The sequence below is a fragment of the Hyphomicrobium sp. genome (assembly GCF_036780825.1).
Lineage (GTDB): Bacteria > Pseudomonadota > Alphaproteobacteria > Rhizobiales > Hyphomicrobiaceae > Hyphomicrobium_C.
Genome location: NZ_DAIQCD010000009.1, coordinates 41,000 through 59,245, shown reverse-complemented (window position 1 = coordinate 59,245; position 18,246 = coordinate 41,000). Strand labels below are relative to the sequence as shown.

The following is an 18,246-nucleotide window of genomic DNA, read 5'->3' as shown; positions in this document are numbered from 1 at the left end:
GAGTTGCAGCGCGAATCATGGATCGAGACGGATGGATCAACCGTTGAGCAAGAACAACAACGACATCAAGGACCTGAGCTTCGAGAAGGCGCTCAAGGAGCTGGAGACGATCGTCAGCCGGCTCGAGCGCGGCGATGTCGAGCTCGAGGAGAGCATCACCATCTACGAGCGCGGCGAGGCGCTGCGTGAGCATTGCGACCGCCTGCTGAAGCAGGCCGAGGCGCGCGTCGAAAAGCTGACCATCGGTGCGGACGGGAGGCCGAAGGGGACCGAGCCGCTCGATCCTCAATAAGACAGGACGTGCGCCCTAGCCGCCCGCCATCGCGGCCGGAATGGGCCGAGCGTCAAAATGCGGAGGGCGCGCTTTTTCTTGCTTGCACCGCAGGAAAAATCGTACGTTCTTGCCGCAGCCTTATAGGCCGCATCCCCTGACCGCAGGCCTTCATCCGACGGACGTTCGGCGCTAAAGTGCTCCGCCACACACGCGGATCCAATTCAAAGGCGGAGGTCCGCTCGGAGCTCGACGCGGCTCCGATTTGGAAGGATACCACCCTGCCGTGAGCAAGACCCCGCTCCTCGATACCATCCGCACTCCCGAGGATCTCCGTAAGCAGCCCGAATCCGCCCTGCGACAGGTGGCGGACGAGTTGCGCATCGAGACCATCGATGCCGTGTCGGTGACCGGCGGCCACCTCGGAGCGGGCCTCGGCGTCGTGGAGCTGACGGTGGCGTTGCACTGGGTGTTCGACACGCCGCGGGACCGGCTGATCTGGGACGTCGGCCATCAGTCCTATCCGCACAAAATCCTCACCGGTCGCCGCGACCGCATCCGCACATTGCGCCAGGGCGGCGGCCTCTCGGGCTTTACGAAGCGCAGCGAGAGCGAATACGACCCCTTCGGGGCCGCCCACTCCTCCACTTCCATCTCCGCCGGCCTCGGCATGGCAGTGGCGCGCGGTCTCCGGGGCGGCGACAATAACGTTATCTGCGTCATCGGCGATGGCGCCATGAGCGCCGGCATGGCCTATGAGGCGATCAACAATGCGGGCGCCAGCGACGAGCGCCTGATCGTCATCCTCAACGACAATGACATGTCGATCGCGCCGCCCACCGGCGCGTTCTCGTCCTATCTCGCGCGCGTCACCTCGAGCGGCACCTATCTGCAGCTACGCGACTTCGCAAAGCAGCTCGCCAAGCGCCTGCCCAAGAGCTGGGAGCAGCGCGCCGCGCGCATGGAAGAGTACACGCGCCACCTCTGGCAGGGCGGCATGTGGTTCGAGGAGCTCGGCTTCTACTATGTCGGCCCCATCGACGGCCACGATCTCGACCAGCTCCTGCCCGTCCTGAAAAACATCCGCGACACGACGCAAGGGCCGATCCTGCTGCACGTCGTCACAAAAAAAGGCAAGGGCTACGCTCCGGCCGAAGCGTCCGACGACAAGTATCATGGCGTAGCGCGCTTCAATGTGGTGACCGGCGCGCAGATGAAGCAGAAGCAGAACGCGCCGACCTTCACGCGCGTGTTCGCAGACAGCCTCATCGCAGAGGCGCGAAAGGACAAGCGCATCGTCGCGATCACCGCCGCCATGCCGGATGGCACCGGGCTCGATCTCTTCGGCCGCGAGTTTCCCGATCGCACCTTCGACGTCGGCATCGCAGAACAGCATGCGGTCACCTTTGCCGCGGGGCTCGCGACGGAGGGCCTGAAGCCGTTCTGCGCGATCTATTCGACGTTTCTCCAGCGCGCCTATGACCAGGTCGTGCACGACGTCGCCATCCAGCAGCTTCCGGTCCGCTTCGCGATCGACCGCGCGGGTCTCGTGGGGGCGGATGGGCCCACGCATGCGGGCTCGTTCGATCTCGCCTACCTCGGTTGCCTGCCGAACTTCGTCATCATGGCGGCCGCCGACGAAGCGGAGCTCACGCACATGGTGGCCACCGCCGCGGCCATCGACGACCGCCCGTCCGCCTTCCGCTATCCGCGCGGCGAGGGCGTCGGCATCGAGCGGCCGGAGGCAGGCATACCGCTCGAAATCGGCAAGGGGCGCGTCCTTCGCGAAGGCACTGCCGTGGCCATCCTTTCGCTCGGCGCGCGCCTTGGCGAAGCGCAGCGCGCGGCCGATCAGCTCGCCGCCATGGGTTTCTCGACCACGATCGCGGACGCGCGCTTCATGAAGCCGCTCGACTGCGAGCTCGTCCAGCGCCTGGCCAAGGAGCACGAGGTGCTGATCACCATCGAGGAAGGGTCCGTCGGTGGTTTCGGCAGCCATGTCCTGCATTATCTCGCAGAGGCCGGGCTGCTCGATCGTGGGCTCAAAGTACGCACCATGGTGCTGCCCGATACCTTCATCGACCATGACTCGCCGGCGCGCATGTACGAACGCGCGGGGCTCTCCGCGCCGACTATCGTCGAGACCGCGCTCGCCGCGCTCGGGCGCGACACGCTGGCAAGCCGCGCATAAGCGAAACCGAAACGAGGCCGCCGTTTCAGCGTCGGCTGCCAGCTATTCGAGGGCGGCGATCAGCGCACCCGCAGCGGCCGCCGCTGCGGCCATGGTGGCGGCGGGCATACCGTAGCGCCCGCCGGCGGCGCGTATCTCGGGCGAAAGCCGATAGTAGACCTCCCGAGCGAGCGGCCGCACGCGGCGGCGCAGGCCGGCAACGCCGCGCCCCACATGCGTGAGCGCGATGGCGTGGTCATCGACGGCCACGCTCGTATCAGTTCGCGTCCAGTGACGCTTGTAATCATCGCCGGGGGCGAGGAGGTCATAGCGCGCAAAGCCCTGCTCGAAGCACCAGCCGATGGTGCGCAGCATCTGCTCCTGCCCGGGGCTAAAAGCAGCGAGCCTCTCGTCGAATGCGCCAAGATAGGCAATGTAGTTTGGGCCGTCGGCAAAGCCGACCTCGACGGCAACGAGGGACGATCCGGCCTTGAGAGCCGTGACGATCGCGCTGCCGGAGCAAACGGTTTCACGCAATAGTGCGGCCCAGTCCGGCGAGTTGAAAACGAGGCTCGAGACGGCGCGCTCGCTGAGCCAAGCGCGTTTCCAGGCGACAGCAGCATCGAATGCCGCGGCTGCCTCCGCGCCGCCCAGCACCTCAAAGGATAGCGCCCCTTCCTGGGCGGCAAGGCGCTGCATCCGCTGGCGGCGGTTGCGGCGCGTGCGGCTCGAGAAGGACGCCTCATAGGCGGAGAGCGTGCCGAAGGCAGCCAGATCGATGTAAGGGGCTGAATCCCGCGCCCGCTGGGATCTCGCATGTTGCGACAGCGCCGCGTGGAGGCGGCTGTCCTCCCGCACTTTTCGCCACAGGATAACGTCGGCTCCCTCGCGGCTCAGGGCGTCGCACAGCGCGTTGAAGCCGCCGGGCTCGAGGGCTGCGCCCGCTGCGTCGGTGTACTGTGCCAGCGGGTAGACGAGCGGCACCAAGGCGCGGGCGCCAAACAGCCGCTCGCGCCGCAGGGCGAGAAGGGATGGCCCAGCCTCATTGCGGACGATGGCCACTAGAGGCGCCGCGCCGTTCCGCTCAGCGAGCCGGGCCGCCCCAACGACGAGATCGAACCGCTCGAAGGCGCCGACGCCCGCGTGCGCGTCCGCTTCCGCCCACACCGGCGCGAGGCGGGCGATGGCATCAAGGCCGGATACGATCTCGACAGCATTCATGATTGAAAGATCGGGTCCCCAACCCGGCGCGAGGCCATTGAGTTTCCGAACTATCGGTGGCGGGCGTTTGCAATGGGTTAAGTTCAGAGCCTTCCGCTTTAAGTGGAATCGAGGAACGGCTCTAGAACCTGATCATTTGAGGTGGATGCGGACACGCATTCACCAAGAACGTGAATCAGTCTCTCAAACAAAAACTTAGAGCGCGTTCACGTCGCGCAATCCGATTCCGATAAAAGTGAACGCGCTCTAAGTTTTTGTGTCTTCGTGCTTCTTATCGGACACTTTAACTTGCATGGCTTCGCCATGACCAGTTCCCGCTTTTCCGGAAGCACTTTCTATCTTCGTGCTTCTTGTCGGACACTTTAACTTGCATGGCTTCGCCATGACCGGTTCCCACTTTTCCGGAAGCACTCTAGTCGCCGAGTTGAGCCACGTCATGCACCGGGCGAACGCCGAGCAGCGGGGCGATGCGCGCGATCACGCGTCCGGCGGTTGGGGCCGCATTGCGCCCCGCAAGCACCTCGCCGGCCGACGCATCCGTGCCCTTCGGCTCGAAAATCAGCACAAGCACGAGGTACTTCGGCTGGTCCATCGGGAAACCTGCCACGAAAGATGCCACTACGGATTTTTCCCGATAGCCGCCGCGGCCCGGCATCTCCGCCGTGCCGGTCTTGCCGCCCACGCGATAGCCGGGAACGTCGGCGCGCCGCCCCGTCCCGATCCGCTCCGCGACGTTGCGCCGAAACAGGATCGAGAGGCTGCGGCTCGTCTCCTCGCTGATGACGCGCCGAGGCGCCTCCTCGCCGCTCGAGCGGTTGCGGAAATAGGTCGGCGTGACCGCGGTGCCACCATTCAGAATGGCGGCCGTCGCGGCTGCGAACTGGATCGGCGCTACCGCAATGCCGTGGCCGTAGGAGACTGTGATCTGCTCCGCCCGGCCAAGCTTTGAGGGCAGTTGCGGCGGTGCGACCGGCCCAGCTTCCGTGCGCATCGTCCCCGTCAGACCGATCCTGTCGAGGAAGGCGCGCTGACGCTCTGGGCCTTCGGCGAGCGCCAGCATGCCCGATCCGACGTTGGATGAACGGATGAAGACCTCCGAGACGGTGAGCGGCCGCCCCTTGGGATGGAGGTCCTTGATCGTAAAGCGGCCGGCGACGAGCGGCTTGGTGACATCGATCAGGGTATCCGGCTTCACCTTGCCGCCGTCGAGCGCCATGGCGACCGTGAAGATCTTGAAAATGGAGCCGAGCTCGTAGGTCCCGCCCTGGATCTTGTCGAGACGCAGCGGATCGAGCGTTTCCGAGGAGCGCGCGGGATCCACGCCCGGCAGCGATACGGACGCCAGCATCTCGCCGGTCTTGACGTCCATCACCAATCCTGCGGCACCTTTGGCCTCGTAGCGGGACATGGCGGCGTCCAGCTCGTCGGCGAGCGCGTGCTGCACGCCGAGATCAAGGGACAGCGTCACCGGAACGCCCGCGTTGGGCGGCGCGCCAACCGTCGCCTCGACGCCGAACGTTTCGTCGATCGCGCGCTCGATGCCGCTCATGCCCTTGTTGTCGACGTTGACGGAGCCGAGCAGGTGCCCGGCCGTCCGCTCGAGCGGATAGGCGCGCCGGAGCTCGGGGCGGAAGTCGAGGCCAGGGAGACCCAGGTCATGCACCTTCTGGGCAACTTTCGGAGACAGGCCGCGCCTCAGCCACACGAAGCGCCGGTTGCGCTCGGACAGCGTGCGGCGCAGCTCACTCTGGTTGAGCTCCGGCAAAACCGCGCCGAGCCGCTCGGCGGTATCGTCGACCCGCTGCACCAGCGACGGGTCAGCGTAGAGCGACGGCATCTCGATATCGGTCGCAAGCAGCCGGCCGCCTCGGTCCAGGATATCCGGGCGCACGTAGCTCTGGGCTATCGGCTCGCTCAAGGACACGACCAGTTGCGGGCCGCCGCTCGCCGCGAGATGCGCAAGCTGGCCGGCCACTATGAAGAACATGGCCGCCATGGCGAGCATGACCAGCCGGGTTCTCACACCCGCTCCCCGCTCGCGGCGGGGACGCGAGGAAGCGGGCCCTGACGAGCCTCGTTCCCATCTCTGCCGTGGTGCGCTCATTCTAGCCCCCGGATGCCGGTTACTGAGGAATGGCTCCCGTGAGGATGCCGTTGGCTTCCTCATCGGCAATCTGCCGATCAGTCATCGGAACTAGCCCCTGCGCACGCGCCAGAGGCTCGATGCGGCCCGGGCGCGCAAGGTGGGCGCGCTCGGCTTTCAGTACGGAAATATCGGAGCGGGCTTCATCCGCGAGCCTCTGCTGGGCGCCGACGCGAGCCTCAATCTGGCGCGTGTCGTAGCTGAGCCCGTAAAGCAGGAAGGCGCTCGAAATGGCCATGAACACGGCCGAGACGGTAAGCGGATGCATCGGATCGACCTCAACCAACGAGAAACCATGTTAGGGCGACGGACAAGCTAGTGGCGTGAACTCCGGGTTAATGGCTGATCCACGGCGGGGCGTGCGTCCGGATGCCTGTCCGCAGCCGAGCCGAGCGGGCCCTTGGATTCGCTTCCGTTTCCTTTTCATTAGGTTTAACGCCGCGTGTATTAAGAATTCGGAAACTCGGCTCTGCGATGGCCGCGTGGGACACCGGCATGTGCCGCGAAAGGCCGGGAACCTTGCCGGAGCGCTCCTGCAGAAAGCGCTTCACGATGCGATCCTCGAGCGAGTGGAACGTCACGACGACGAGGCGACCCTCCGGGCTGAGCAACCGCTCGGCTGCCTCGAGCGCCCGCTCGAGCTCACCGAGTTCGTCGTTGACGTGAATGCGCAGGGCCTGGAACGTGCGCGTGGCCGGATGCTTGTCGTCCTTGCGCGGCCGGCCGAGCACGCGCTCGACAATTCCCGCCAGCGCCTTCGTCGTGGTGATCGGCGCCTCGGTGCGCGCTTTTACGATCGCACGCGCGATGGCACGCGAGCGCCGCTCCTCTCCGAATTCGTAGAGAATATCCGCAAGCGTCTCCTCGTCGGCCGCGTTGACGACATCGGCGGCCGATGGGCCCGACTGAGACATGCGCATGTCGAGCGGCCCCTCGCGCAGGAACGAGAACCCACGCGCGGGATCGTCGAGCTGCATCGAGGACACGCCGATGTCGAGCACGACGCCGTCGACGTGGGCGCACCCGGCGTCACGCGCCGCGCGCTCCATGTCGCTGAAGGTGGTGGGGACGAGGATGAGGCGGCCGCCGAAGTGCGCGACCATCTGCTGGCCGCCGGCAAAGGCATCCGGATCGCGCTCGATCGCGATCACACGGCAGGAGGGCGCGCTTTCGAGAATGGCGCGGGAGTAGCCGCCCGCGCCAAAGGTGCCATCAATGTAGACCTCTCCGGCCGCCGGCCGGAGCGCTTCCAGAACTTCTGAAAGAAGCACGGGAATATGTGCCCGCACGTCCCGTTGCACCGGTCCCTCGCCGATGTTCCGGGGCGTCATTCCCGTGCTCCTTCGGTGTCACCGCCCCTGCGGTGACCGCTCCCCGCGCCGAAAAGTTTTCTGTGCTCCTGCGCCTTTTCGCGGGCGCGTGCGCGCCGCTCTTCGAAGGCGGCGGGAGCCCACATTTGAAACTTGTCGCCAAGGCCGACAAACGTGACGTGATCGCGAAGATCGGCGTGGGCGCGAAGCGCTTCAGGAAGGACGATACGCCCGTCTCCATCGATGCCGAGAACCTGGACGTCGCCGTAGAGCGCGACAGAGAGCTCATCCCGCTCGTCCGAATAGTCTGGCAGGCCCGCGAGAAGCCCGTCGATCTTTTTCGCAAGTCTCTCGCCGCCAGCATCGAGTGCCGGAGCATCGATCGAGGGGTAGCAGTAAATTCCGCCGATGCTTCCCTGGCTGTAGCCGTCGCGCTCGAGAACCGCGCGGAAGGAAGCGGGAACCGAGACACGTCCTTTCGCGTCGATCTTGTTCGTGAACGTTGAGACAAAGCGGTCCATCCCTTTTTTCGAGCCTCGCTCAGTTACGCCACGCGAATGCTTCCGAACGGGGCCGCGGGTTTTGCGGCGGGAAGCACGACAGACAAAGGAACGCTTTGCAGAACTTCAGAAAAACAAATCGATTGGCTGGCTCCGAAAAGCCGGTGCCCGCGCCCGGGCTGGGCCGTGGCGGTCGCTCGGTGCTTCGGCCCTCTCTCGAAGCAGGCGCCACGACCACGAGCCCGTGCCCGGTGCGGTCGGGCATTCATGGGATGACATGGTTTGCTGTGGGCGTCAATGGATAGGTAAGGATTCACGGTGGGCGGAGGCGCCATGATCGCGGGCGGCGCCGGAGGTGTTCGCGGCAGGCCAACAGTCGGCGGCGACGGCCCATCGAACTGACCATCCCGAAAAAAACAACGCATCATCAGTGTGTTAGAGCGCTTCTACGCTTGCAGGCGCCCGCGGAATGCGTGCAATGTCTGCCGCGATCTCAGGCAGGCCGCAGGGTCGCGCGGCGCAGCGCTGATCAGACAAGCCGAAGCTTGCTCGGGTTGCCGATCCTATTCAGGGAATGGTATTGCTGCGCCGCATTCTGGCTGCGTACACGGGCTCCAGTGCCCGGCGGCCAACGCGTGATCCCAAAGACCAGTGTGGAGACGGGAAGGCTCAGACGGCCTTTCCCTTGTATCCGAGCCCGCGCACGGTCTCGATGCGGTCCCGCCCGATCTTGTTGCGGAGATTATGAATGTGAACCTCGACCGCGTTGCTCTCGATTTCCTCCTGCCAGCCGTAGAGCATGGCCTCGAGATCGCTTTTCGAGTAGATCACCCCCGGCCGCTCTGCGAAGGCCTGGAGAAGCGTGAATTCCCGGCGCGAAAGATTGAGCGGCTGGCCGCCTGAGGTCGCCGTGCGCTTTTCGGGATCGAGAACGATGTCGCGCCACCGGATCAGAGGAGTTGCACGGCCAAGCGACCGGCGGCGCAAGGCGCGCAGCCGCGCCGCTACCTCGTCGAGATCGAAGGGTTTGCCCAAATAGTCGTCGGCGCCGGTATCCAGTCCGCGAATGCGGTCCTCCACCGCGTCTCGTGCGGTCAAGAGCAGGACGGGTACGGAGTTGCCCTCCCTCCGCAGCGTCGTCACCAGATCGAAGCCGGACCCGTCCGGCAGCATGATGTCGAGAACGACGCCGTCGAAAGACGTCGTCGCGAGAGCCGCCACGGCGTCGCTCAAGGTGCCGACCGCCTCGGCGACCATGCCATGAATGCCAAGACCGACCGCGAGACCGTTCTGCAGAACCGGATCATCTTCGACGATGAGCACCCGCATGCGATCCTTCCTTCACGGCGCCTTGGAAACCGAGCGCGACTGGAGCACCACCCTTAAGGCTGCCTTAAGGCCGGCGCCGTCCGCATTGTATCAGAGTGCCTCCACTACAAAGGACCCCGCGGCATGACCTCGATGACGGCCCGACTGTTCGGCCTCCTCCTTGTAGCTACCGGCCTGGTCTGGCTATCCGGCATTGCCTGGATCTACTCGGAAAGCCGCCAGGATCTCGAGCGCGTGCTGGATGCGCGCCTCGAGGAGGCCAGCCGCATGGTCAGCTCGCTGATCGAGAATGCGGACGTCAAAATTTCGACCGACATCTCCGGCGTACGCGTCGCAGCCGCGTCATCGATGATTGCGGAAGGGGTGAAGACCAGCTTCGATCTCGCCTGCCAGATATGGTCGATCGACGGCCGCCTCGTCGGACGCTCGTCGCATGCGCCCGCAGCAGAGCTCACCGCCGTCTCGAGCGGCTTCTCGAACCAGGAGATCGGCGGGACGAGATGGCGCGTCTATGCTCATGAGGATCCGGCGAGCGGCCTGCGCGTGCTGGTGGGAGACAGCATCGATCGCCGCGAGAGCCTGGTGCGCGGCCTCATCCACGGCCTTGCGGTGCCGGGAGCGGTGGTTTTCGTTTTGCTCAGCGGGCTGATCTGGATCGCGATCCGCGAAGGCTTAGGCCCGCTGCGCCGGCTGAGCCAGGCCGTCGCCTCCCGGGGTCCGGACGAGCTCGATCCGATCACCATCGGGCGGACCCCGCGGGAGATCCGCCCGGTCGTCGCTGCGCTGAACGGGCTCTTCGCCAAGGTCGTTTCCGCACGCGAGCACGAGCGAAGCGTGACGGCCTACGCGGCGCACGAGCTCAAAACGCCGCTCGCCGGGCTGCGGACGCAGGTTCAGGTAGCCATGGCCGCGAGCGACAGCGAAACGCGGGGCGCGGCCCTCAAGAACGCAATGATCGCCGTCGATCAAACGACGCGCATGACACGCCAGCTCCTTGCCATCGCGGAGATCGAGACGGGAACGCGCACGGCGGGTCACGCATGGATCGACGCAGGGGAGCGTTTGCGCGCTATCACGGACGAGCTGCGGGCGCTGCAGAGCGCCGTCTCGGTGCAGATCGACCCGGCTCTCGATGACCTCAAAATCCGCGCCACCTCCGATGCCTTCCACATGGCGGCGCGCAACCTCATGGAGAACGCACTCCAGCATTCACCGGAGGGTGGGATCGTGCGCTGGTCCCTCCGGGAGACGACTGGGGTGCCGGCGCTCGTGGTGGAAGACAGCGGCCCGGGCATCGGCGCGGACGAGATCGCGCTCGTAACCCAGAAATTCTATCGCGGGCGCCATAAGACCGGCATCGGCAGCGGCCTCGGCCTGGCGATCGCGAAGACGGCCCTGGAGAAGGACGGCTTCGGCCTGCGCCTCGAAGGGCGCGGGGCCGAGCCTGGCCTCCGCGCCTTCATCGTGCTTTCGCCGGATGACATCGAGCGGGCCTAGAGCGCGTTCACTCTTATCGGAATCGGATTGCACGGCGTGAACGCGCTCTAAGTTTTTATTTGAGAGACTGATTCACGGTCTCGGTGAATGCGTATCCGCATCCACCTCAAACGATCAGGCTCTAGACCAGCGCCCAATCGTTCCACCGGAGAGAGGCGGCCGGCCTCTTAAGGCTGCCTTAATCTACGCTGGCTTTGAGCGCCCGGCGGGGACGGCCGTCGCCGCAGAGGGACAGTCTCAGACGGTGACAGCACATGTGGATCGTGACGTATGCCATTAGCCATCGGCACAGCATCGGCGTGCTCGCCCTGCTGCTTCTTTTGCTGGGCACGCTGAGCGGCCGGAACATGTCCACCGATATCCTGCCCTCCGTCGATATTCCCGCGATCAACGTCATCTGGACCTACCAAGGCCTCAACCCGCAAGAGATGGTGAGCAAGCTCACCTCGTTCAGCGAGCTGTCGATCATGAACAACGTCGACAATCTGCGCGAGGTGCGATCCGAAACGCTGAGCGGCGTCGGTATCATTCGCGTTTCCTTTCAGCCCGGAACGAATGTTACGGATGCTTTCGCGCAGGTGACATCGGTGAGCCAGACGATCCTGCGGCGCATGCCGCCAGGAACGAGCCCGCCGCTGATCGTGCCCTACGTTCCGTCGAGCGTTCCCATCCTCCAGCTCGTGCTGGCCTCCGATACGCTCACGGATGCGGCGCTTCATGATTACGCCCGCATTCAGCTGCGCTCGCAGATCCAGTCGATTCCCGGCATTCGCCTGACGCTGCCCTATGGCGGCGCGGCGCGGCAGGTGATGATCGATCTCAAGCCCGAAGCGCTGCAAGCCTATGGCATCTCGTCGAGCGACGTGGTGCGAGCGACCGCCTCGCAGAACCTGACGCTTCCTTCGGGAACACTGCGCATCGACACGCGCGAGATCTCCATTACGACGAACGCCAGCCCGGAGGAAGTCGCGGAATTTGCGGACCTGCCGCTGCGCTCCGTCGAGGGCAAGGTGATCCGGCTTTCGGATGTGGCAAACATCCGCGACGGGCAGGCCATACAGACGAACGTCGCCCGGCTTGATGGGCAGAACGCGGTCATCGTCTCCATTCTCAAGCTCGGCAACGCCTCGACGCTGAGCATCATCAGCCAGATCAAGGAGCGCATGCCCGAGCTTCAGGCGGCCGCGCCCGAAGGGCTCACCATCGCGCCCGTGTTCGACCAGTCGGTGTTCGTCGCCAATGCCATCGACAACGTTCTCGTGGAGGCGATCATCGTCGGCCTCCTGGTGGCCTTCGTCGTGCTCGTCTTTCTCGGCAGCTGGCGATCGTCCCTGATCGTGCTGACGTCCATCCCGCTCGCACTCCTCGCCTCCATCGCCGGGCTGGCGCTCACAGGAAACACGTTCAACCTGATGACACTCGGCGGCCTGATGCTGGCCATCGGCATCCTCGTCGACAACGCCCTTGTCGAGATCGAGAACATCAACCGCAACCTCGAGCTGGGACTCGAGCTGCGCGAGGCGATCCTGAAGAGCGCGAGCGAGGTGGTCTTTCCAGAATTCGTCTCGACGCTCTCGATTTGCATCGTGTTCTCGCCCCTGTTCATGCTGACGGGCGTCGCCGCGTTCGTGTTCGTTCCGCTTGCGCTCGCTGTCGTGTTCGCGATGGGCGCATCCTTCGTACTCTCGCGCACGCTCGTGCCGACGCTGGCCTCCCTGCTGCTCAAAACCCATGACCATCAGAAAGCGGCCGGCAGCACGAGCCTTCTTGCACGATGCGGGGGCGCCGTGGACAGCGCTCTTGCCTTCCTCGAAGGTCTTGTGACGCGCATCGCCGGCTTACTGCTCGCACGCAAGGCAATTCCCCTTGCAGGGCTCGTCATTGCGGTGGGGCTCGGCACAGTCGCGGCCCTGAACGTGGGACGCGAGTTCTTTCCCGAAACGGATGCCGGAATGATGCGCATTTACGTCCGCGCGAAAACCGGCCTGCGCCTCGAGGAGACGGCGCAGAAATTTGCAGACGTCCAGCGCGAGATCCGCAGCCTCATTCCCGAGAGCGAGGTCGGCTTCATCGTCGAATCCATCGGCACTCCCGAGCCGGTCAACCTCGGCTGGGTCGAGAGCGGCGTCATCGGATCGTTCGACGGCGAGGTCCTCGTGCAGCTCGCCAAGCCTCATGGCCCCACGGCGCACTACGTCGCCGCGATCCGTCAGCGTCTCAAGGAGCGCTTCCCGGACCTCACCGTCTATTTCCGCCCGGCGGATGCGACGGCCCAGACGCTGGCCGCCGGCGCCCAGACCGGCATCGAGGTACGTGTCATCGGCCGAGATGGCCAGGGCAACGCCGAGACGGCGCGCATGCTCGCCGCGCAAATTGCCAAGATACCCGGCGCCGTAGACGTGGCGCAGCGCCAGGTGCGCGATCTCCAATCCTACTATCTCACCATCGACCGCGTTCGTGCCCTCCAGCTCGGCGTCACGGCACAGGACGCCGCCAATGCCCTGCTCTCGGTGCTGGGCGCGTCCGGGACCGTGTCTCCTAGCTTCTGGAGCGATCCGAACCAGGGGATCTCCTACACCGTCCAGGTCGTGGCGCCGCCCGCCAATCTCACGTCGCTCGACCAGTTGCTCAATACGCCCGTGAAGGCATCGGCAGACGGCCGGCCAATCACGTTGCGCTCGTTCGCATCGCTGCAGCTCAGGAAGATCGCCGCCAATATAGACCGGACGACGCTTCAGCCTACGACGACGATCCTCGCCAACGTCGAGGGCCGCGATCTCGGCAGCGTCTACAGCGACGTCGTCCGTGTGATCGAGGACAGCAAGGCGCGGCTCAAGCCCGGCAATAGGATCGAGGTCGCCGGACAGGCGCGGGCGATGGACCAGGCCTACGGCGAAATGCTGGGCGGCCTGATGATGGCGGCGGTGTTCGTCTATCTCATCATGGTCGTGAACTTCCAATCCTGGCTGATGCCGTTGATCGCCATGGGCGGACTGCCGATCGCCATTTCCGGAGCTCTGCTCGCACTCGCGCTCACGGGAACGCCCGTCTCCGTTCCTGCGCTCACCGGCCTCATCATGGTGATCGGCGTGTCGACGGCCAACAGCGTGCTCGTCACGGCCTTTGCGCGCGACAAGCTGCACGAGGGCGCCCAGCCGGCGGACGCCGCGCTCGAGGCGGTGACAACGCGGCTCAGGCCCGTGCTCATGACAGCGACGGCGATGATCGTCGGCATTCTTCCGATGGCGCTCGGCGGCGGCGAGGGGGGCGAGCAGAACGCGCCGCTCGGGCGCGCCGTCATCGGCGGCCTCATCTTCGGCACCGGCGCGACGCTTTCGTTCGTGCCGTTCTTGTTCGCAACGCTGATCGCCTATCGCGACCGCCGTGCAGCCGCCCGCCAGCCGGTGGCTACGAGTGCGGCTCATATCCTCACACTTGAAACGAAATAGGAGCACCGAAATGAAGCGTGCAACGCTTGCGGCCTTGGCCGTCACCGGCCTTGCCTCCGCCGGGGCCGTCCTCCTGCTGTCCAATGCCGGCGACCGTGCAAGCCTTCTCGACTCCGGATCACGGATCCTGGGGCTATCGGCGGACGCCGCGGCGGCAAAGGCCATCGATCCCGCCGCTCGCGGGCTAGCTCGCGAGGCCGCGGCGCGTGACGTTCGCATCGTCCTGCCGATGCCCGCCCCCGGGACTGCATCGCTCTCGCTCCCGGCGCGCACCGCACCGATGGAGCAAGCCGTGATCTCGTCGCGGACGAGCGGCCTCGTCGCCGAGCGCTTTTTCGACATCGGTGATCAGGTCAATGCCGGGGACCTTCTGCTGCGCATCGAAGCGCCTGAGATCGAGCAGGAGCTGCTTCGCGCCAACGCCGCGATCGCCCAGGCCGAGTCCCGCGTCAGGCTGGCGGATCTCGAGTTCCAGCGCGCGGAAAGCCTCGTTCCGAAGGGCCATGTCTCCGTCCAAACGAAGGATCAGCGATACGCCGCGAAGCTTTCAGCGCAGGCCGATCTCGCGGCCGCCCGCGCCGAAGCAAAACGCCTCGAGGAGATCGTAAGCTTCCAGGAGGTTCGCGCGCCCTTCTCGGGAACGATCGTCGAGCGGCGCGTGGACCGAGGCGACAAGGTGGCGGCCGCCCAAAGTCAGGCCGACGGCTATCTGTTCCGGATCGCCAGGATGGAGGAGCTGCGCGTGGAGGTGGACGTACCCCAGTCGGAAGCCGTCAAGGTGACGGCCGGAGCGCCCGCACGCCTCGCCTTCTCCGAGTTCCCGGGCGAGCCGTTCAGCGCCAACGTCGTGCGCGCCGCCAAATTCATCGATCGGGCCTCGGGCACGATGCGAATCGAACTCGTCATGAAGAACAGCGATCTTCGCATACCGGCCGGCCTCAACGGGGAAGCCGTTATCGAGATCGCGGAAAGTTCAGGCGCGGTGCTCATCCCCAACAACACGATCCTCGCCAGACAGGGCCGCCAGGTGGTGGCCGTGGTGGACGGCGAGGACCGCGTGCGCATCCAGCCGGTCCGGGTCGCTCGCGACCTTGGCGACCGTGTCATCGTCTCGTCAGGGCTTCAGACGGCCGACCGCGTTATCGTCAGTCCCAACGCGATGCTCAAGGAGGGCGATACCGTCAAGGTTCATGCGCTCGCCGTCTCGGATGCTGGTTCGTAAGCGGCGCCTCCCACACGGCCTCCGCTCAAGTCCACGACATGGGATAGGAACTGCCGAGTGCTCGCCTCCCACGAGTAGCCGAGCGCATGGGCGCGGCAGGCTTTGCGCGAGACGTTCAGGGCTGCAAGGCAGGCCTGCCGCAAGTCGGCATGCAATACGCCAACGGGCGCGCGGGCGACGATGTCGCGCGGGCCAGCGACCGGAAACGCAGCGATGGGCACGCCGCATGCGAGCGCTTCAAGCTGGACGACCCCGAACGTGTCGGTGCGGCTCGGGAACACGAAGACGTCGGCCGCGGCATAATAGGCAGCAAGCCGGGCGCCGCTCTTAGCACCTAGGAAATGCGCATCCGGAAACCGCGTGCGCAGCTCGCGCTCCTGCGGACCATGGCCGATCACCACCTTGCTGCCGGGCAGATCGATCGACAGGAACGCCTCGAGGTTCTTCTCGACGGCGATGCGCCCGACATTGAGAAAGATCGGCCGCGGCAGGTCGAGCGAAGCTGCAGCCTCCGGACGGAATGTTTCGACGTTCACGCCGCGCGACCAGATGCGGAGATGGCGAAAGCCGCGCGCCGCAAGCTCGTCCTCAAACGATGGCGTCGACACCATGGTCGCGACTGCCGGGGCATGGAAGCGGCGCAGCGCGCGATAGCCCCACGATACCGGGACGGGAAAACGCGCTGACACGTATTCGGGAAAGCGCGTCGTCAAGCTCGTGGTGAAGGCGAGACCGCGACGGATGCAATAGTTCCGCACGGCGAGCCCGATCGGCCCTTCGGTCGCGATGTGCATCGATTCGGGACGGGTGGCTTCGATACGGCGCGCGATCTCCCGCGGGTTCGGGATCGCGCAGCGCAACTCCGGATATGTCGGCACCGGCAGAGAGGCGAAGCCCTGCGGCGTGAGGAACTCAACGCGCGTTCCGAGTTTGCGGGCCGTCGCAGCCAGAGCTTCGAGCGTGCGCACGACGCCATTGATCTGAGGATGCCACGCATCCGTCGCGATGAGCACGGCCATCCGCTGTTGCCGTTCCGTTTGCCCCATGTCCCGGTTTCCGGAAACACTCCAGGGCCGCTCGCTCCGCAGGTCGATCCGATACGAGGACCTTGCGCGGGCTTCGGGTTACGCTCGATATGTCTCAAGCATATGACAAGCTGGCGCGCACGCGTGCAAAACCGCTGCGGTAGAGCCTCGCCGGCTGCCTCCACGCGGCTCAATTATGGAGTTTCCTGTCAGCCCCGCCGGGCCGCCGTTATTGCAGCGACGTCGATCTTTCGCATGGCCATCATGGCATCGAACGCGCGCTTTGCTTCATCGCCGCCCGCAGCAAGCGCCTCGCTCAGCACGCGCGGCGTGATTTGCCAGGAGACGCCCCACTTGTCCTTGCACCATCCGCACGCGCTCTCCTGTCCGCCATTGCCCACGATGGCGTTCCAGTAACGGTCCGTCTCTTCCTGATCGCCGGTGGCGATTTGAAATGAAAACGCCTCATTGTGCTTGAAAGCCGGGCCGCCATTGAGCCCGATGCATGGGATGCCAGCGACCGAGAATTCGACCGTCAGCACGTCTCCCTCCTTGCCCGACGGGTAGTCGCTCGGAGCCCGGTGGACAGCGCCGACCGCGCTATCGGGAAAGGTTTCGGCATAGAAGCGGGCCGCAGCCTCGGCGTCCTTGTCGTACCAAAGGCAGATCGTGTTCTTGGCCATGGCTTGTCCTTTCACTCGGCACCCATAGGTCGCATCGCGATGGATTCCGCGCAACAGAAAGCCGCAACTCGATGATACCAACGCCCCGCGATGGAGGATTGATCTGTTCTAGAGCCGTTCCGATTTAAGTGGAAACGGGGAACGGCTCTAAGATTTTGTTCGATCGTGCTTCTCTTCGGAAAACCGGTTCTCTAGTGCCCGCCAAGGACCAAGACTTTGATCGGTAGCACCAGCGCCTGCAAGCGGAGGATCATGGCGTGCACCAGGGCGACCGCATCCACGACGTGCAGAAACAGCCATCGGCCGATGCCTACATTCCCGTGCGCCAACGTGTCGTGATTGTTGGTGTAGGCGTTCGCAATGCAGCTGCTTCCGGGCGTGACCCCGTCCAGACCGCCTTCGAAAAGTGGCTGCAGGAAGACGGTCAGCGTGCCTGGACGGGTCGTTTGCAACGCATCGACCAACTGCTCGGACGTCCGCACTTGGCCGGCCGCGATGAAGTCCTGCACGGCGGTGACAACCATTGGGATGATGGTCAGCGGTTTTGAAGCGCAGGTGACCTCGGCAGCCATACCCACCTTCATCACCTGCGCTTCGATCTGATTGAAGCCTGCGATGAGATATTGCCGACCAGCCTGGGCGGGGATGAGAACGCCCGCGGGCCGTATCAGCGGGTTCACGACGTCGCCCACGCGAAGCGTAAACTGCTCCAACCGGCCATCCACGCCGGCGCTGACGGTCATCTTGCTAAGCTCCACCTCCGCTTGATCTCGAGCTGCTTCTGCGCTCGCTTTCTGCGCCGGAAGCAGGGTCGCCAATTTGATCCTCGCCGCGTCTCTCGCCGCTTCGGCGGCGACAAGGGCGCCTTTACGGCCATCGACAAGATTGCGCAGCCGATCGATCTCGCGCTGCGCCACGACGTCGGCATTGCGTCTGAGCAATTCTTCCTTCATCGCAAGCTCGTCGACCGCTTGCTGATAGGCGCCCTGGGCTTCCTGAATCTGCCCTTCGGCGGCCGCTATATCGGCCTCTGCGACAACCATCGACGCCTCCACCTCCGCAATCTCCTTCTTTGCAACGTCGAGTGCGGCGGTTGCTTTGCGGTTGTCGAGCTTGAAGAGTGGCTGGCCTTTCTTCACCTCGCCTGAGAAGGCCACCAGGACTTCTGCGACACGACCGTTGGTTTCCGGCAGAACCGGCACGCTGCGGAAGTATCCGGTGACGTTCGTGGTCGAAGGATGGAAGTAGAAAATCGTCGTAATCAACGCGATCGTCAGCATGAGGCAGGCAGTGATGCCGTATCTCAATTCATACCAGACAGAATAGACTCCGATCTCGACGCCTAGCCGTTTTCCCTGCCCGTAGCGTCGATAGAGATAGTCGGGCAGGAGCGTGAAGAATGAGCAGAGAAGCAGCTCAAGCATCG

At 64.9% G+C, this 18,246-nt stretch carries 14 protein-coding genes; 5 read left to right on the top strand and 9 right to left on the bottom strand.

All coding sequences use genetic code 11. From position 1 onward, the window contains the following. Positions 1-31 precede the first annotated feature (31 nt). On the top strand, positions 32-292 hold the full coding sequence (locus V7P99_RS06160) for an exodeoxyribonuclease VII small subunit (RefSeq protein WP_333793915.1): 261 nt from the start codon (positions 32-34) through the stop codon (positions 290-292). Between the two features lie 265 nt (positions 293-557). Continuing rightward, complete coding sequence (dxs, locus tag V7P99_RS06155) at positions 558-2,462, top strand: 1-deoxy-D-xylulose-5-phosphate synthase (protein ID WP_333793914.1); 1,905 nt, start codon at positions 558-560, stop codon at positions 2,460-2,462. 42 nt (positions 2,463-2,504) lie between these two features. Here the strand turns inward: dxs and V7P99_RS06150 are convergent, their stop codons facing one another. The 6 genes from V7P99_RS06150 to V7P99_RS06125 all read right to left on the bottom strand — a co-directional run bounded on the left by V7P99_RS06150 (position 2,505) and on the right by V7P99_RS06125 (position 8,944). Further along, a complete protein-coding gene (locus V7P99_RS06150) occupies positions 2,505-3,662 on the bottom strand; it encodes a GNAT family N-acetyltransferase (protein WP_333793913.1) in 1,158 nt (385 codons plus the stop codon). Positions 3,663-4,074: 412 nt separating this feature from the next. Next, a complete protein-coding gene (locus V7P99_RS06145; protein WP_333793912.1) occupies positions 4,075-5,685 on the bottom strand; it encodes a peptidoglycan D,D-transpeptidase FtsI family protein in 1,611 nt (536 codons plus the stop codon). A gap of 100 nt (positions 5,686-5,785) precedes the next feature. After that, positions 5,786-6,073 (bottom strand): cell division protein FtsL, encoded by a 288-nt coding sequence (ftsL, locus tag V7P99_RS06140; protein WP_333793911.1) that lies wholly within the window; start codon positions 6,071-6,073, stop codon positions 5,786-5,788. 67 nt (positions 6,074-6,140) lie between these two features. Beyond that, positions 6,141-7,136, bottom strand: coding sequence for a 16S rRNA (cytosine(1402)-N(4))-methyltransferase RsmH (gene rsmH, locus V7P99_RS06135; RefSeq protein WP_333793910.1), 996 nt, complete (start codon positions 7,134-7,136; stop codon positions 6,141-6,143). Beyond that, positions 7,133-7,636 carry a division/cell wall cluster transcriptional repressor MraZ gene (locus tag V7P99_RS06130; protein ID WP_333793909.1) on the bottom strand — a complete coding sequence of 168 codons (504 nt, stop codon included), beginning with the start codon at positions 7,634-7,636 and terminating at the stop codon, positions 7,133-7,135. Before V7P99_RS06130 ends, rsmH begins: the two co-directional genes overlap by 4 nt. Positions 7,637-8,284: 648 nt before the next feature. Further along, on the bottom strand, positions 8,285-8,944 hold the full coding sequence (locus tag V7P99_RS06125; protein WP_333793908.1) for a response regulator: 660 nt from the start codon (positions 8,942-8,944) through the stop codon (positions 8,285-8,287). A gap of 123 nt (positions 8,945-9,067) precedes the next feature. On the opposite strand from V7P99_RS06125, the gene V7P99_RS06120 reads away from it, so the two are divergent. From V7P99_RS06120 to V7P99_RS06110, 3 genes are all read left to right on the top strand, one after another. Then, on the top strand, positions 9,068-10,441 hold the full coding sequence (locus V7P99_RS06120) for an ATP-binding protein (RefSeq protein ID WP_333793907.1): 1,374 nt from the start codon (positions 9,068-9,070) through the stop codon (positions 10,439-10,441). 254 nt (positions 10,442-10,695) lie between these two features. Next, a complete protein-coding gene (locus V7P99_RS06115) occupies positions 10,696-13,890 on the top strand; it encodes an efflux RND transporter permease subunit (RefSeq protein ID WP_333793906.1) in 3,195 nt (1,064 codons plus the stop codon). 10 nt (positions 13,891-13,900) lie between these two features. Continuing rightward, positions 13,901-15,112 (top strand): efflux RND transporter periplasmic adaptor subunit, encoded by a 1,212-nt coding sequence (locus tag V7P99_RS06110; RefSeq protein ID WP_333793905.1) that lies wholly within the window; start codon positions 13,901-13,903, stop codon positions 15,110-15,112. Here V7P99_RS06110 and V7P99_RS06105 read toward each other — a convergent pair. The 3 genes from V7P99_RS06105 to V7P99_RS06095 form a co-directional block, all read right to left on the bottom strand. Further along, a complete protein-coding gene (locus V7P99_RS06105) occupies positions 15,079-16,131 on the bottom strand; it encodes a glycosyltransferase family 4 protein (protein WP_333793962.1) in 1,053 nt (350 codons plus the stop codon). The genes V7P99_RS06110 and V7P99_RS06105 overlap by 34 nt on opposite strands. A 215-nt stretch (positions 16,132-16,346) precedes the next feature. Then, positions 16,347-16,820 (bottom strand): VOC family protein, encoded by a 474-nt coding sequence (locus V7P99_RS06100; RefSeq protein ID WP_333793904.1) that lies wholly within the window; start codon positions 16,818-16,820, stop codon positions 16,347-16,349. Between the two features lie 191 nt (positions 16,821-17,011). Then, on the bottom strand, positions 17,012-18,244 hold the full coding sequence (locus V7P99_RS06095; protein ID WP_333793903.1) for an HlyD family secretion protein: 1,233 nt from the start codon (positions 18,242-18,244) through the stop codon (positions 17,012-17,014). Positions 18,245-18,246 lie beyond the last annotated feature (2 nt).

Bases quoted from the DNA above. Each gene is read 5' to 3' on its own strand.
- V7P99_RS06160 (WP_333793915.1), top strand. From the start codon at position 32: ATGGATCAACCGTTGAGCAAGAACAACAACGACATCAAGGACCTGAGC.
- V7P99_RS06115 (WP_333793906.1), top strand. From the start codon at position 10,696: ATGTGGATCGTGACGTATGCCATTAGCCATCGGCACAGCATCGGCGTG.
- ftsL (WP_333793911.1), bottom strand. From the start codon at position 6,073: ATGCATCCGCTTACCGTCTCGGCCGTGTTCATGGCCATTTCGAGCGCC.
- V7P99_RS06120 (WP_333793907.1), top strand. From the start codon at position 9,068: ATGACCTCGATGACGGCCCGACTGTTCGGCCTCCTCCTTGTAGCTACC.
- V7P99_RS06125 (WP_333793908.1), bottom strand. From the start codon at position 8,944: ATGCGGGTGCTCATCGTCGAAGATGATCCGGTTCTGCAGAACGGTCTC.
- V7P99_RS06105 (WP_333793962.1), bottom strand. From the start codon at position 16,131: ATGGCCGTGCTCATCGCGACGGATGCGTGGCATCCTCAGATCAATGGC.
- V7P99_RS06095 (WP_333793903.1), bottom strand. From the start codon at position 18,244: ATGCTTGAGCTGCTTCTCTGCTCATTCTTCACGCTCCTGCCCGACTAT.
- V7P99_RS06150 (WP_333793913.1), bottom strand. From the start codon at position 3,662: ATGAATGCTGTCGAGATCGTATCCGGCCTTGATGCCATCGCCCGCCTC.
- V7P99_RS06130 (WP_333793909.1), bottom strand. From the start codon at position 7,636: ATGGACCGCTTTGTCTCAACGTTCACGAACAAGATCGACGCGAAAGGA.
- V7P99_RS06110 (WP_333793905.1), top strand. From the start codon at position 13,901: ATGAAGCGTGCAACGCTTGCGGCCTTGGCCGTCACCGGCCTTGCCTCC.
- rsmH (WP_333793910.1), bottom strand. From the start codon at position 7,136: ATGACGCCCCGGAACATCGGCGAGGGACCGGTGCAACGGGACGTGCGG.
- V7P99_RS06100 (WP_333793904.1), bottom strand. From the start codon at position 16,820: ATGGCCAAGAACACGATCTGCCTTTGGTACGACAAGGACGCCGAGGCT.